Below are 13,888 nucleotides of genomic sequence, written 5' to 3' on the forward strand. Positions count from 1 at the left end.
CTGACTATCAGGGTCGGGCATGCTCGTTGACCCGTTGATTCACACACCTACACTTATCGGCCATCACTCCCAAAGGAATAGCCCTGATGAAAGCCGTGCTGTGCAAAGCCTTCGGCCCTGCCGAATCGCTGGTGCTGGAAGACGTCGCCAGCCCCGCCCTGAAGAAGAATGAAATCCTGCTGGACGTGCACGCCGCCGGGGTCAACTTCCCGGACACGCTGATCATCGAGGGCAAATACCAGTTCAAACCGCCCTTCCCGTTCTCGCCGGGTGGCGAAGCAGCGGGCGTGGTGCGCGAAGTCGGGGAAAAGGTCAGTCACCTGAAAGTCGGCGACCGAGTCATGGCGCTGACCGGCTGGGGCAGTTTTGCCGAGCAGGTTGCGGTGCCGGGCTACAACGTCCTGCCGATTCCGCCGTCGATGGATTTCAACATCGCCGCTGCATTCAGCATGACCTACGGCACCTCGATGCACGCGCTCAAGCAACGCGCCAACCTGCAAGCGGGCGAAACCCTGCTGGTGCTCGGCGCCTCTGGCGGCGTCGGACTCGCCGCAGTGGAAATCGGCAAAGCCATGGGCGCCCGCGTGATCGCCGCCGCCAGCAGCGCCGAGAAACTCGCGGTGGCCAAGAATGCCGGGGCTGATGAGTTGATCAACTACAGCGAATCGAGCCTCAAGGACGAAATCAAACGCCTCACCGACGGCCAGGGCGCCGACGTTATTTACGACCCGGTCGGCGGCGACCTGTTCGACCAGGCCATTCGCGCCATCGCCTGGAACGGCCGCCTGCTGGTGGTCGGCTTCGCCAGCGGACGCATCCCCGAACTGCCGGTCAACCTCGCCCTGCTCAAAGGCGCGGCGGTGCTCGGTGTGTTCTGGGGCTCGTTCGCCCAGCGCCAGCCCCAGGACAACGCAGCCAACTTTGCGCAACTGTTCGGCTGGTTTGCCGAGGGCAAGCTCAAGCCACTGGTATCCCAGGTATACCCGCTGAGCAATGCCGCGCAGGCGATCGATGATCTTGGCCAGCGCAAGGCTGTGGGCAAGGTTGTCGTTCAGGTTCGTTAAAAAATGGAGCGATCCGGAGCAACCATCCGGATCGCTTTAGCGTTGAGATTCGCCTCGCCAATACGTTAAACCGCAGAAACTCACCGGAGCCACCATTCCCTCCGCGCCCCGTACTTGTCTCACAGCGACATGTTCATAAAGGAACGCTCAACAGCACAAATTTCCGCTGTTTCGCCGACGTGAAGCGATGCTATTTTCGGTAACGAAACTGTAACATTCGCATCCGCAGTCAAAACAAGAAAACTGGAGCTCTTGAATGTTTGCTTTCTTTCGTCCTGCCGCACATCAGGCTCCATTGCCTGAAGAAAAAATAGACAGCACCTACCGCCGCCTGCGCTGGCAGATCTTCGCCGGCATCTTTATCGGCTACGCCGGTTACTACCTGTTGCGCAAGAACTTCTCCCTGGCCATGCCGTACCTGATCGACGAAGGCTACAGCCGTGGCGACCTCGGTCTGGCCATGTCGGCGATCGCCATCGCTTACGGTCTGTCGAAGTTCCTCATGGGCCTGGTGTCCGATCGTTCCAACCCGCGCTTCTTTCTGCCGTTCGGCCTGCTGGTCTCGGCCGGGGTGATGTTCATTTTCGGTTTCGCGCCGTGGGCAACTTCCAGCGTGACGATGATGTTCATTCTGTTGTTCATCAACGGCTGGGCGCAGGGCATGGGCTGGCCGCCAAGCGGGCGGACCATGGTGCATTGGTGGTCGCAGAAGGAACGCGGTGGCGTGGTGTCGGTGTGGAACGTGGCGCATAACGTCGGCGGCGGTCTGATCGGCCCGCTGTTCCTGATCGGCATGGGCCTGTTCAATGACTGGCACGCGGCGTTTTACGTCCCGGCAGCGGTCGCGCTGGGCGTGGCGGTATTCGCCTTTATCACCATGCGCGACACCCCGCAATCGGTCGGCCTGCCGCCGATCGAGCAGTACAAGAACGATTACCCGGAAGGCTACGACGCCAGCCACGAAGACGAATTCAGCGCCAGGGAAATCTTCGTCAAATACGTGTTGCGCAACAAAATGCTCTGGTATGTCGCCATGGCCAACGTTTTCGTCTACTTGTTGCGCTATGGCGTTCTGGACTGGGCGCCGACTTATCTGAAGGAAGCCAAGGGTTTCACCGTGGATAAAACCTCGTGGGCCTATTTCTTCTATGAGTGGGCGGGCATTCCGGGCACGTTGCTGTGCGGCTGGATGTCGGACAAGCTGTTCCGTGGCAACCGAGGCCTGACCGGCATGGTATTCATGGCCCTGGTGACTGTGGCGACCCTGGTCTACTGGCTCAATCCGCCAGGCAACCCGGCAGTCGACATGATCGCGCTGTTTTCCATAGGCTTCCTGATCTATGGCCCGGTGATGCTGACGGGCTTGCAGGCGTTGGAACTGGTACCAAAGAAAGCTGCCGGTACTGCGGCGGGCTTCACCGGTCTGTTCGGTTACCTGGGTGGTTCGGTCGCGGCGAGTGCCGCAATGGGCTACACCGTGGACCACTTCGGCTGGGACGGTGGTTTCATACTGCTGGTGGGCGGCTGCATCATGGCGATGGTTTGCCTGGCCCCGACGCTATGGCACAAACAAGCCGCCAGTCAGAGCCGTGAAGCGGTCGCCTGATCGCTGTGTGATTTACAGCGCTTGAGCCGCGCCTCCAGATTGCGGTCTGGCATGGCGTGGCTGCGCAGGGCGTGCGCGGTCTGCTCGACATAATCGCGTGTGGTGCCGTAGCGCCCACTGGCGCTGGCGAACACCTGGCTGAGCACATGATCCGGCAGGTTGCCGGCATAGCTCGGCAGGTGACGCTCCAGCACGAATCCCAAGGCCTGCACCTGAGTGCCATCTTCGAGCCGGCAATTGAGCCAGTGCGGGCGATACGACGGAAACGGCATCTCACGTTTCCACAGCGCATACAGCGCGGTATCGAGATTGTCTTCCGGCAAGCGGTAGGCAAAGCCACTGCAGGAACCGCCGCGATCCAGACCGAACACCAGGCCGGGCATTTCCGGCGTACCACGGTGCTCGTGGGACCACAGGTACAAGCCGCGATGATAGCCATGCACGCGACCGCGCACACGCTCGACTGCCGTGCATTCCGGCCGCCAGATCAGCGAACCATACGCGAACAGCCACACCGGCCCGCCCTTGTGGCGTGCCATGGTCGATTGCATGGAAGCGAGAAGTTGTTCGTGCGTCAGCTGCGGCCCAAGATCGAGCCGCGGAGGGTAAGCCAGATTCAGAATTGCGTTTTCAATGGCGCTCATGGCGAATAGCGTTCAGCTCCCCGCGGGTGAAGAATTACTTAATAGAACGCACCGCTGTAACAATAAGGCACATATGTTTCGAGGCAAATTAAGTGCCATGACACTGGCGCTGATTAATTACCTGATTGATATATAACCTAGCGGTATTTGTGCAATTACATAAATACCGATCGGCTATATACCAAGTTATAAGTATCAGCCGCGCGGGGCATAGGCGAACACGTCGGCGCGCATTTGATGCGCATCCATGCCCGCCTCGACCAGCGCGTCCAGCGTGCCGTAGACCATCGCCGGCGAACCGCTGGCATAGACGTGCAGCGGCTTCAGATCGGGGAAATCCTCGCAGACCGCCTCGTGCAACATACCGCAGCGCCCTTCCCAGCCGCACTGGTCGCTGACGACCCTGTGCAGAAACAGGTTGGGCAGCTTCAGCCATTCGTCCCAGTGCTCGATCTGATAGAAATCTTCCGGGCGGCGCACGCCCCAGTACAGATGCACCGGATGCTTGAAACCTTCGGCGCGGCAATGTTCGATCAGGCTGTGAATCTGACCCATGCCGGTGCCGGCGGCGATCAGTACCAACGGGCCGTCGGGCAACTCGGCAAGATGTGTATCGCCGAATGGAAGCTCGACACGCACCATCGGGTTGCGTTGCAGCTGTTCGATCAGGCTCAACGCACTGGCTTCGCGCGCCAGCACGTGGATTTCCAGATCACGCCCGCCGTGGGGTGCCGAAGCCATGGAGAATGCGGATTTCTCGCCGCTCTCACGCTCGATCATCAAATACTGCCCGGCGTGATAACGCGGTGGCTTGCCCGCCGGTGCACGCAGACGCACGCGCCAGGTATCGCCGCCCACCTCGCGACACTCGATAACCTGACACGACAGGCTGCGCACCGGCAGCTCACCGAGTGCGAGCACGCCATCCCACAGCAGCACGCAGTCTTCCAGCGGTTCGGCGATGCAGGTGTAGAACTCGCCGTGATCGTGGACTTTGCCGGCCTGCTCGACGCGGCCTTCGACCAGCAGCGCTGCACACACGTGGCAATTGCCGTTGCGGCAGCTTTGCGGGCAGTCATAGCCCAGGCGCCGCGCGCCGTCGAGAATGCGCTCACCGGGTTGTATCTCGAGCACCGCTCCGGAAGGCTGCAGGGTTACACGCATCAATCTATTCCTAACTGATTCCAGATGGCATCGATCCGTTGGGTGACGGCGTCGTCCTTGACGATCACGCGGCCCCACTCGCGGGTAGTTTCGCCCGGCCACTTGTGGGTGGCATCCAGGCCCATTTTCGAGCCCAGGCCGGAGATCGGCGAGGCGAAGTCGAGGTAGTCGATCGGCGTATTATCGATCATCACCGTGTCGCGCTTGGGGTCCATGCGCGTGGTGATGGCCCAGATCACGTCGTTCCAGTCGCGGGCGTTGATATCGTCGTCAGTGACGATAACGAATTTGGTGTACATGAACTGTCGCAAAAACGACCAGACGCCGAGCATCACGCGCTTGGCATGCCCCGGATACGACTTCTTCATCGTCACCACGGCCATGCGGTACGAGCAGCCTTCCGGCGGCAGATAGAAGTCGGTGATCTCCGGGAACTGCTTCTGCAGGATCGGCACGAACACTTCGTTCAGCGCCACGCCGAGAATCGCCGGCTCATCCGGCGGCCGGCCGGTGTAGGTGCTGTGATAGATCGGTTTGATCCGGTGGGTGATGCGCTCGACGGTGAACACCGGGAAGCTGTCGACTTCGTTGTAATAACCGGTGTGGTCGCCGTACGGACCTTCGTCGGCCATTTCACCTGGGTGGATCACGCCTTCGAGGATAATTTCGGCGGTGGCCGGCACTTGCAGATCGTTGCCCCGGCACTTGACCAGTTCGGTGCGGTTGCCGCGCAAGAGACCGGCGAAAGCGTACTCGGAGAGGCTGTCCGGCACCGGGGTTACAGCGCCAAGGATAGTCGCCGGATCAGCGCCAAGGGCCACGGACACCGGGAACGGCTGCCCCGGATGCTTCTCGCACCACTCGCGGAAGTCGAGAGCACCGCCACGGTGGCTGAGCCAGCGCATGATCACCTTGTTGCGGCCGATCACTTGCTGACGGTAGATGCCGAGGTTCTGGCGTTCCTTGTTCGGGCCTTTGGTGACGGTCAGGCCCCAGGTGATCAGCGGGCCAACGTCGCCGGGCCAGCAGGTCTGCACCGGCAGCATCGCCAGATCGACATCATCGCCTTCGATGACCACTTCCTGACACACCGCGTCTTTGACCACTTTTGGCGCCATGGAAATGATCTTGCGGAAGATCGGCAGTTTCGACCACGCGTCCTTCAAGCCCTTCGGCGGCTCCGGCTCCTTGAGGAAGGCCAGCAGCTTGCCGATTTCGCGCAGTTCGCTGACCGCCTCGGCGCCCATGCCCATGGCCACGCGCTCGGGGGTGCCGAACAGGTTGCCGAGCACCGGAATGTCATAACCCGTAGGCTTCTCGAACAGCAGCGCCGGGCCCTTGGCCCGCAGCGTGCGATCGCACACCTCAGTCATCTCCAGCACCGGCGAGACGGGAATCTGGATGCGTTTCAACTCTCCGCGCTGCTCAAGCTGCTGCACGAAATCCCGAAGATCCTTGAATTTCATTGACGATGGCACCCTCAAAATAGGCGTACATCCTACCTGCTCTGACGGGCAAACAGCAGCCCGTCATTGCTCGATCGTGGCCCCCGCGCTCCGGTGAAGGGGCAAGCCTGGGACTCAGCAGTGCGCCGCCGACGCCGCAGAATCGGCCCATCAACAGATATCTGTGATGGCCGCGAGATTTTTCGGGGGCAAAAAAAACGCCCCCTCGCGGGAGCGTCCTTTGTTGAAACGCCAGCGTACTACTTGCGCTTCATCGACAAGAAGAACTCGTCGTTGGTCTTGGTCGTCTTCAGCTTGTCGACCAGGAACTCGATGGCGGCGACTTCGTCCATCGGGTGCAGCAGCTTGCGCAGAATCCACATGCGCTGCAGTTCGTCGTCGGCAGTCAGCAACTCTTCGCGGCGAGTGCCGGAGCGGTTGATGTTGATCGCCGGGAACACACGCTTCTCGGCGATCTTGCGATCCAGAGGCAGTTCCATGTTGCCGGTACCCTTGAACTCTTCGTAGATCACTTCGTCCATCTTCGAGCCGGTTTCAACCAGCGCGGTGGCGATAATGGTCAGCGAGCCGCCTTCTTCGATGTTACGCGCGGCACCGAAGAAACGCTTCGGTTTCTCCAGGGCGTGGGCATCGACACCACCGGTCAGGACCTTGCCGGAGCTCGGGATCACGGTGTTGTAGGCACGGGCCAGACGGGTGATGGAGTCGAGCAGGATGACCACGTCTTTCTTGTGTTCGACCAGGCGCTTGGCCTTCTCGATCACCATTTCAGCGACCTGCACGTGACGGGTCGGCGGCTCGTCGAAAGTCGAGGCAACCACTTCGCCGCGCACGGTGCGCTGCATTTCGGTCACTTCTTCCGGACGCTCGTCGATCAACAGCACGATCAGGTGAACTTCAGGATTGTTACGGGCGATGTTCGCTGCGATGTTCTGCAGCATGATCGTTTTACCGGCTTTCGGCGGTGCGACGATCAGGCCACGCTGGCCTTTGCCGATCGGTGCACACAGGTCGATCACACGACCGGTGAGGTCTTCGGTGGAACCGTTGCCCGCTTCCATCTTCATGCGCACGGTCGGGAACAGCGGGGTAAGGTTCTCGAAGAGAATCTTGTTTTTCGCGTTCTCGGGACGATCGAAGTTGATCGTATCGACCTTGAGCAGGGCGAAATACCGCTCGCCTTCCTTCGGAGGGCGGATCTTGCCAACGATGGTGTCACCGGTGCGCAAGTTGAAGCGGCGGATCTGGCTCGGCGAGACGTAGATGTCGTCAGGGCCGGCGAGGTAGGAAGCGTCTGCGGAGCGCAGGAAGCCGAAGCCGTCCTGGAGAATCTCCAGCACGCCATCACCGGAGATTTCCTCGCCGCTTTTCGCGTGCTTTTTCAGCAGGGAGAAAATCACGTCCTGCTTGCGCGAACGGGCCATATTTTCTATGCCCATCTGTTCGGCCAATTCGAGCAGTTCGGTAATCGGCTTTTGCTTGAGTTCAGTCAGATTCATATAGGAATGACGTAATCATTTATGGAGGGGGGAAATTAAGCTTTTGGCTTAATGAGGCCGCGCCGCGGAGAAGGCGACAGGATCGCGAACTAATTCGAAAAGGAGTGCGTCGGCGACGGCTAGCAGGGGGCATTGGAGAAACCAGTGCGGGGCCGAATGTACCACCTGAGTTTCGGAGCGTCTAGCCCTGAATACGCAAAAAGCCCCGCGATTTGCGGGGCTTTTTTTCAGCGTTTTACTGCGACGCTCAGATGTTGGCGTCGAGGAAAGCCGCCAGCTGCGACTTCGACAGTGCGCCGACCTTGGTCGCTTCAACGTTGCCGTTCTTGAACAGCATCAGCGTCGGGATACCACGCACGCCATGCTTGGCCGGGGTTTCCTGGTTTTCGTCGATGTTCAGTTTGGCAACGGTCAGCTTGCCTTTGTAAGTCTCGGCAATCTCGTCGAGAACCGGTGCGATCATTTTGCAAGGGCCGCACCATTCAGCCCAGTAGTCGACCAGGACAGCGCCTTCGGCCTTGAGTACGTCGGCTTCGAAGCTAGCGTCGCTAACGTGTTTGATCAGATCGCTGCTCATGGAATTCTCCAGGTTGTAAGCAAAAAAACGTGGCCCATCATAGCCGCCCTTCCCTTGTTCAGGAAGCCGCAGATGATTGAGTGTTGCTATGGCCCCTGATGAGTTTGGGTATAGCTCAAGTCACGCCGTGGCGGGAGCGATGAAGGCGATTCCGGTGCGCAGGGCGGCGTTGCGCACGTGTTCCTGCATGGCTTTCTGCGCCGCCCCCGACGCGCGGCGCGCCAGGGCACGGAGGATCTTGCGGTGTTCCTGCCAGGTTTCCATGGCGCGTTCGGCGCGGATGAACGGCAGTTTCTGGCTCTCGAGAAAGATCTCGGCGCTGGCGGTGAGGATGCTCAGCATCGCCTGATTGCCGCTGGCCAGCAGGATGCGCCGGTGAAATTCGAAGTCGAGTTTCGCCGCCGCCTCGAAGTCGCCGCTGCGCAATTGCTCGCGCATCGCCGCGACGTTGTCTTCCAGTGCGTCCAGATCAAACGTACTCAAGGTTGTCGCGGCGAGCCCGGCGGCAAAGCCCTCCAGCGCGTAGCGCAGCTGGAAGATGTCCAGCGGCGAGGCCTGCGCCGCGAATGGCCAGCCCGGCGCTTCGCCGCGCGACAATTCGACCGGCGACTGTACGAACACGCCTTTGCCCGGCTGAATGCTGACCACGCCCAGTGCACTGAGCGACGACAACGCTTCACGCAACGATGCCCGGCTGACACCCAGTTGCAGCGCCAGATCCCGTTGCGAAGGCAACGCATCGCCGGCGCCGAAGCCCTGTTCAGTGATCAGTTTGCGGATCGCTTGCAGCGCCACTTCGGGTACGGCGCGGGAGATCGAATTCATGATGTGCGGACGCGTCAGGGCCAAGGTCCGGCTAGTTGTAAAGCTATTCGCCGAGTCCGGCAAGTCGTGCCCCAGCGGGGTTCGGCGCGTGCAGCCGATGCGCCATCGCAGTGCGAAAACCGAGTTGACTGTTCAGACCAGTAAGACCGAACGAAGCCGCTGATACCGCGGCGTGCCGGGGCGAAATCCGCCTCTTGGCACGGCCCATGCTCTGTCCGATCGCAGCAACCACTTCCCGCCGATCCGGAGATTGTCCATGACCCAGCGTTACAGCGCCCTCCTCGCTTCCCTGTTTGCCGGCCTGCTGCTGTGCCAGGCTCCCGCTCATGCCGACGGTCTGGACGACGTGGTCAAACGCGGCACGCTGAAAGTTGCCGTGCCCCAGGATTTCCCGCCATTCGGCTCGGTCGGCCCGGACATGAAGCCGCGTGGCCTGGACATCGACACGGCGAAACTGCTCGCCGACCAGCTCAAGGTCAAACTCGAGCTGACCCCGGTCAACAGCACCAACCGCATCCCGTTCCTCACCACCGGCAAGGTTGATCTGGTGATTTCCAGCCTCGGCAAAAACGCCGAGCGCGAGAAGGTCATCGACTTCTCCCGCGCCTATGCGCCTTTCTATCTCGCCGTGTTCGGCCCGCCAGACGCTGCGATCACCAGCCTCGACGACCTCAAGGGCAAGACCATCAGCGTCACCCGTGGCGCCATCGAAGACATCGAGCTGAGCAAAGTCGCCCCCGACGGCCTCACCATCAAACGTTTCGAAGACAACAACTCGACCATCGCCGCTTATCTGGCAGGCCAGGTCGACCTGATCGCCAGCGGCAACGTGGTGATGGTCGCCATCAGCGAGAAGAACCCGAAGCGCGTACCGGCGCTGAAAGTGAAGCTCAAGGATTCGCCGGTCTATGTCGGCGTGAACAAGAACGAAGCGGCGTTGCTGGCCAGGGTCAACGACATCCTCAACAGCGCCAAGGCTGACGGCGCGCTGGAAAAGAACTCGCAGACCTGGCTGAAAGAGCCGCTGCCGGCCGATCTCTGATCGACTGCGCGGGAGACCTTCATGGCTTATCAGTTCGATTTCCTGCCGGTGGTGGAAAACACCGACCTGCTGCTGCGCGGCGCGCTGTTCACCCTTGAACTGACCGCTATCGGCGCACTGCTCGGGGTTGGCGTGGGCATTGTCGGCGCGCTGGTGCGGGCGTGGCACATCCGCCCGTTCTCGGCGATCTTCGGCGTCTACGTCGAGTTGATCCGCAACACGCCGTTTCTGGTGCAGCTGTTCTTCATCTTCTTCGGCCTGCCATCGCTCGGCATGCAGATCTCCGAGTGGCAAGCGGCGGTGCTGGCGATGGTGATCAACCTGGGCGCCTACTCGACCGAGATCATCCGCGCCGGCATCCAGGCGATTCCGCGCGGGCAACTGGAAGCGGCGGCGGCACTGGCGATGAGCCGTTTCGAAGCGTTCCGCCACGTCGTCCTGCTGCCGGCGCTGGGCAAGGTCTGGCCGGCACTGAGCAGCCAGATCATCATCGTTATGCTCGGTTCGGCGGTGTGTTCGCAGATCGCCACGGAAGAATTGAGCTTCGCTGCCAACTTCATTCAGTCGCGCAACTTCCGCGCCTTCGAAACCTACGCGCTGACGACGTTGATCTATCTGTGCATGGCGCTGCTGATCCGCCAGTTGCTCAACTGGTTCGGCCGGCGGTTCATTGCGAGGAGCAGCCAATGAGCGACTTCACTTTCTGGGACATTCTGCGCAATCTGCTCACCGGCCTGCAGTGGACGCTGGCGCTGTCGCTGGTGGCGTTCATTGGCGGCGGCCTGGTCGGCCTGCTGATTCTGGTCATGCGCATCTCGAAGAACACCCTGCCAAGCAGCATCGCCCGCACCTGGATCGAGCTGTTCCAGGGCACGCCACTGTTGATGCAATTGTTTCTGGTGTTCTTTGGCGTGGCGCTGGCCGGGATCGAGATTTCGCCGTGGATGGCTGCGGCGATCGCTTTGACCTTGTTCACAAGCGCCTATCTGGCGGAGATCTGGCGCGGTTGTGTCGAGGCCATTCCCCACGGTCAGTGGGAAGCCTCGTCGAGCCTGGCGCTCAATCCGCTTGAGCAGTTGCGCTACGTGATCCTGCCGCAAGCGCTGCGCATCGCCGTGGCGCCGACCGTGGGTTTCTCGGTGCAAGTGGTCAAAGGCACAGCCGTAACCTCGATCATCGGTTTCACTGAACTGACCAAGACCGGCGGCATGCTCGCCAATGCCACGTTCGAACCGTTCATGGTCTACGGCCTCGTCGCCCTCGGCTACTTCCTGCTCTGCTACCCCTTGTCCCTCAGTGCGCGCTACCTGGAAAGGAGACTGCATGCCTCTGCTTAGAATTTCCGCCCTGCATAAATACTACGGCGATCACCACGTACTCAAAGGCATCGACCTCAGCGTCGAGGAAGGCCAGGTGGTGGCGATCATCGGCCGCAGTGGCTCGGGCAAGTCGACCCTGTTGCGCACCCTCAATGGCCTGGAGTCGATCAACGACGGCGTGATCGAAGTCGACGGCGAGTACCTCGACGCCGCCCGCGCCGATCTGCGCAGCCTGCGACAGAAGGTCGGCATGGTCTTTCAGCAGTTCAACCTGTTCCCGCACCTGACCGTCGGCGAAAACGTCATGCTCGCGCCGCAGGTGGTGCAGAAAGTGCCCAAGGCCAAGGCAGCCGAACTCGCGCGGGAAATGCTCGAGCGAGTCGGGCTCGGGGAGAAATTCGATGCCTTTCCGGACCGCTTGTCCGGCGGTCAGCAGCAGCGGGTGGCGATTGCCCGGGCCCTGGCGATGTCGCCGAAGGTGCTGCTGTGCGATGAAATCACTTCGGCACTGGACCCGGAACTGGTCAATGAAGTGCTCAGCGTGGTGCGGCAATTGGCCAAGGAAGGCATGACGCTGATCATGGTCACCCACGAGATGCGCTTTGCCCGCGAGGTGGGGGACAAACTGGTGTTCATGCACCATGGCAAGGTGCATGAGGTAGGCGATCCGAAGGTGTTGTTTGCTAATCCGCAGACGGCCGAGCTGGCGAACTTTATTGGCACGGTGGAAGCGACAGCCTGAAGCAGCCTCATCCTGATCGTTCCCACGCTCCGCGTGGGAATGCCTCACCGGACGCTCTGCGTCCGCTTTTGGGACGCGGAGCGTCCCGGGCTGCATTCCCACGCAGAGCGTAGGAACGATCAGGTTTGAACCATGCGCGTTGGCGTCAGCGTTTGATCGTGGCACGATGTCGGGGTTATCGACCGAGACCCCCTGACCATGCCGCAATCCCAAGCCAAGAATCTGTCCCTGATCGCCGCAATCGACCTGGGCTCCAACAGCTTTCACATGGTCGTGGCCAAGGCCCGGAACGGCGAAATCCGCATCCTCGAGCGCCTCGGCGAGAAGGTGCAACTGGCCGCCGGCATCGACGACGCGCGCCAGCTCAACGAAGAATCGATGCAGCGCGGCCTCGATTGCCTCAAGCGCTTTGCCCAACTGATCAACGGTATGCCGCTCGGCGCCGTGCGCATCGTCGGCACCAACGCCCTGCGCGAAGCGCGCAACCGTGGCGAATTCATCCGCCGCGCCGAGGAAATCCTCGGCCACACGGTAGAAGTCATCTCCGGCCGTGAAGAAGCGCGCCTGATCTATCTCGGCGTTTCGCACACGCTCGCCGATACCCCGGGCAAACGTTTGGTCGCCGACATCGGCGGCGGCAGTACCGAATTCATCATCGGCCAGCGCTTCGAGCCTTTACTGCGCGAAAGCCTGCAAATGGGCTGCGTGAGTTTCACCCAGCGCTACTTCAAGGACGGCAAGATTACCCCGGCCCGCTACGCCCAGGCGTATACGGCGGCGCGGCTGGAAATCATGAGCATCGAACACGCCCTGCATCGCCTGACCTGGGATGAAGCCATCGGCTCCTCCGGTACGATTCGCGCCATCGGCCTGGCCCTGAAGGCCGGCGGCCACGGCAGCGGCGAGGTCAACGCCGAAGGCCTGGCATGGCTCAAGCGCAAGCTGTTCAAGCTGGGCGACGCCGACAAGATCGATTTCGAAGGCATCAAGCCTGATCGCCGGGCAATTTTCCCGGCGGGTCTGGCGATTCTCGAAGCGATCTTCGACGCCCTCGAACTGCAACGCATGGATCACTGCGAAGGCGCGCTGCGTGAAGGCGTGCTGTATGACCTGCTCGGACGTCATCATCACGAAGACGTGCGCGAACGCACCCTGACCTCGCTGATGGAGCGCTATCACGTCGATCTGGAACAGGCGGCGCGGGTCGAACGCAAAGCCGTGCACGCGTTCGATCAGGTCGCTGTGGACTGGGAGCTGGATGACGGCATCTGGCGCGAGCTGCTCGGCTGGGCGGCGAAAGTCCACGAAGTCGGCCTCGACATCGCTCACTATCACTACCACAAGCACGGTGCCTACCTGATCGAGCACTCGGACCTGGCCGGCTTCTCCCGCGAGGATCAGCAGATGCTCGCGCTATTGGTGCGTGGCCACCGGCGCAATATCCCCAAGGACAAGTTCGCCGAATTCGGCGATGACGGCATCAAGCTGATTCGCCTGTGCGTGCTGCTGCGTTTTGCCATTCTGTTCCATCACATCCGCGGAACCCAGGCGATGCCGCAGGTGGCGCTGCACGCAGATGGTGATCATCTCGATGTGCAATTCCCGGAAAACTGGCTGGATGAAAATCAGCTGACCCAGGCGGATTTCGCACTGGAGGCGGACTGGTTGACGCGGGTGGGCATCGTCCTCACGGTGCACTGAACGCCCCCGTAGGAGCCGCCGAAGGCTGCGATCTTTTGATTTTTTCAAGATCAAGATCAACAGATCGCAGCCTCGTTGCACTCGACAGCTCCTACAGGTTGGTGTGTCAGGCACAAAAAAGGCGATCCGTCGGGATCGCCTTTTTTATTGGCTCCGGTTTGAGGAACTGCGTGAGCCTTGCCCCTCACCCCAGCCCTCTCCCGAGGGAGAGGGAGCCAAGCTGTGTGCTGTTCAAACCT

13 protein-coding genes are annotated in these 13,888 nt (G+C 61.0%); 7 read left to right on the forward strand and 6 right to left on the reverse strand.

Features of this window, described 5'->3' with window-relative positions:
• Positions 1 to 86 precede the first annotated feature (86 nt).
• Both GXB78_RS13375 and glpT read left to right on the forward strand, forming a co-directional pair.
• The gene (locus GXB78_RS13375; protein ID WP_329515712.1) at positions 87 to 1,064 is read left to right on the forward strand and encodes an NADPH:quinone oxidoreductase family protein; all 978 of its coding nucleotides are present in this window, start codon (positions 87 to 89) and stop codon (positions 1,062 to 1,064) included.
• Between the two features lie 256 nt (positions 1,065 to 1,320).
• Positions 1,321 to 2,670: a glycerol-3-phosphate transporter gene (gene glpT / locus GXB78_RS13380; protein ID WP_329515713.1), complete on the forward strand. Its 1,350-nt coding sequence runs from the start codon at positions 1,321 to 1,323 to the stop codon at positions 2,668 to 2,670.
• Here the strand turns inward: glpT and GXB78_RS13385 are convergent.
• From GXB78_RS13385 to GXB78_RS13410, 6 genes are all read right to left on the reverse strand, one after another.
• Entirely contained in the window at positions 2,646 to 3,314 is a 669-nt protein-coding gene (locus GXB78_RS13385) for a gamma-glutamylcyclotransferase (protein WP_186530856.1), read from the reverse strand. The genes glpT and GXB78_RS13385 overlap by 25 nt on opposite strands.
• A 195-nt stretch (positions 3,315 to 3,509) precedes the next feature.
• Positions 3,510 to 4,478 carry a CDP-6-deoxy-delta-3,4-glucoseen reductase gene (locus GXB78_RS13390; protein WP_329515714.1) on the reverse strand — a complete coding sequence of 323 codons (969 nt, stop codon included), beginning with the start codon at positions 4,476 to 4,478 and terminating at the stop codon, positions 3,510 to 3,512.
• On the reverse strand, positions 4,478 to 5,944 hold the full coding sequence (gene ubiD / locus GXB78_RS13395; protein ID WP_329515715.1) for a 4-hydroxy-3-polyprenylbenzoate decarboxylase: 1,467 nt from the start codon (positions 5,942 to 5,944) through the stop codon (positions 4,478 to 4,480). Before ubiD ends, GXB78_RS13390 begins: the two co-directional genes overlap by 1 nt.
• Positions 5,945 to 6,183: 239 nt before the next feature.
• Positions 6,184 to 7,443, reverse strand: a complete 1,260-nt coding sequence (gene rho / locus GXB78_RS13400; protein ID WP_003229334.1) for a transcription termination factor Rho — start codon at positions 7,441 to 7,443, stop codon at positions 6,184 to 6,186.
• 247 nt (positions 7,444 to 7,690) lie between these two features.
• Positions 7,691 to 8,020, reverse strand: coding sequence for a thioredoxin TrxA (trxA, locus tag GXB78_RS13405; RefSeq protein ID WP_003206727.1), 330 nt, complete (start codon positions 8,018 to 8,020; stop codon positions 7,691 to 7,693).
• Between the two features lie 120 nt (positions 8,021 to 8,140).
• The gene (locus tag GXB78_RS13410) at positions 8,141 to 8,845 is read right to left on the reverse strand and encodes a FadR/GntR family transcriptional regulator (protein ID WP_329515716.1); all 705 of its coding nucleotides are present in this window, start codon (positions 8,843 to 8,845) and stop codon (positions 8,141 to 8,143) included.
• A 256-nt stretch (positions 8,846 to 9,101) separates the two neighbouring features.
• On the opposite strand from GXB78_RS13410, the gene GXB78_RS13415 reads away from it, so the two are divergent.
• From GXB78_RS13415 to ppx, 5 genes are all read left to right on the forward strand, one after another.
• A complete protein-coding gene (locus GXB78_RS13415) occupies positions 9,102 to 9,887 on the forward strand; it encodes a transporter substrate-binding domain-containing protein (RefSeq protein ID WP_329515717.1) in 786 nt (261 codons plus the stop codon).
• A gap of 21 nt (positions 9,888 to 9,908) precedes the next feature.
• The gene (locus GXB78_RS13420) at positions 9,909 to 10,577 is read left to right on the forward strand and encodes an amino acid ABC transporter permease (RefSeq protein ID WP_329515718.1); all 669 of its coding nucleotides are present in this window, start codon (positions 9,909 to 9,911) and stop codon (positions 10,575 to 10,577) included.
• On the forward strand, positions 10,574 to 11,224 hold the full coding sequence (locus tag GXB78_RS13425; RefSeq protein ID WP_016772621.1) for an amino acid ABC transporter permease: 651 nt from the start codon (positions 10,574 to 10,576) through the stop codon (positions 11,222 to 11,224). The genes GXB78_RS13420 and GXB78_RS13425 overlap by 4 nt, the downstream gene beginning before the upstream one ends.
• Complete coding sequence (locus GXB78_RS13430) at positions 11,211 to 11,948, forward strand: amino acid ABC transporter ATP-binding protein (RefSeq protein ID WP_007911148.1); 738 nt, start codon at positions 11,211 to 11,213, stop codon at positions 11,946 to 11,948. The genes GXB78_RS13425 and GXB78_RS13430 overlap by 14 nt, the downstream gene beginning before the upstream one ends.
• 198 nt (positions 11,949 to 12,146) lie before the next feature.
• On the forward strand, positions 12,147 to 13,649 hold the full coding sequence (ppx, locus tag GXB78_RS13435) for an exopolyphosphatase (protein WP_329515719.1): 1,503 nt from the start codon (positions 12,147 to 12,149) through the stop codon (positions 13,647 to 13,649).
• The last annotated feature ends 239 nt before the right edge of the window (positions 13,650 to 13,888 follow it).

Origin of the sequence: Pseudomonas moraviensis subsp. stanleyae (assembly GCF_036283065.1) — a bacterium.
GTDB lineage: Bacteria > Pseudomonadota > Gammaproteobacteria > Pseudomonadales > Pseudomonadaceae > Aquipseudomonas > Aquipseudomonas stanleyae.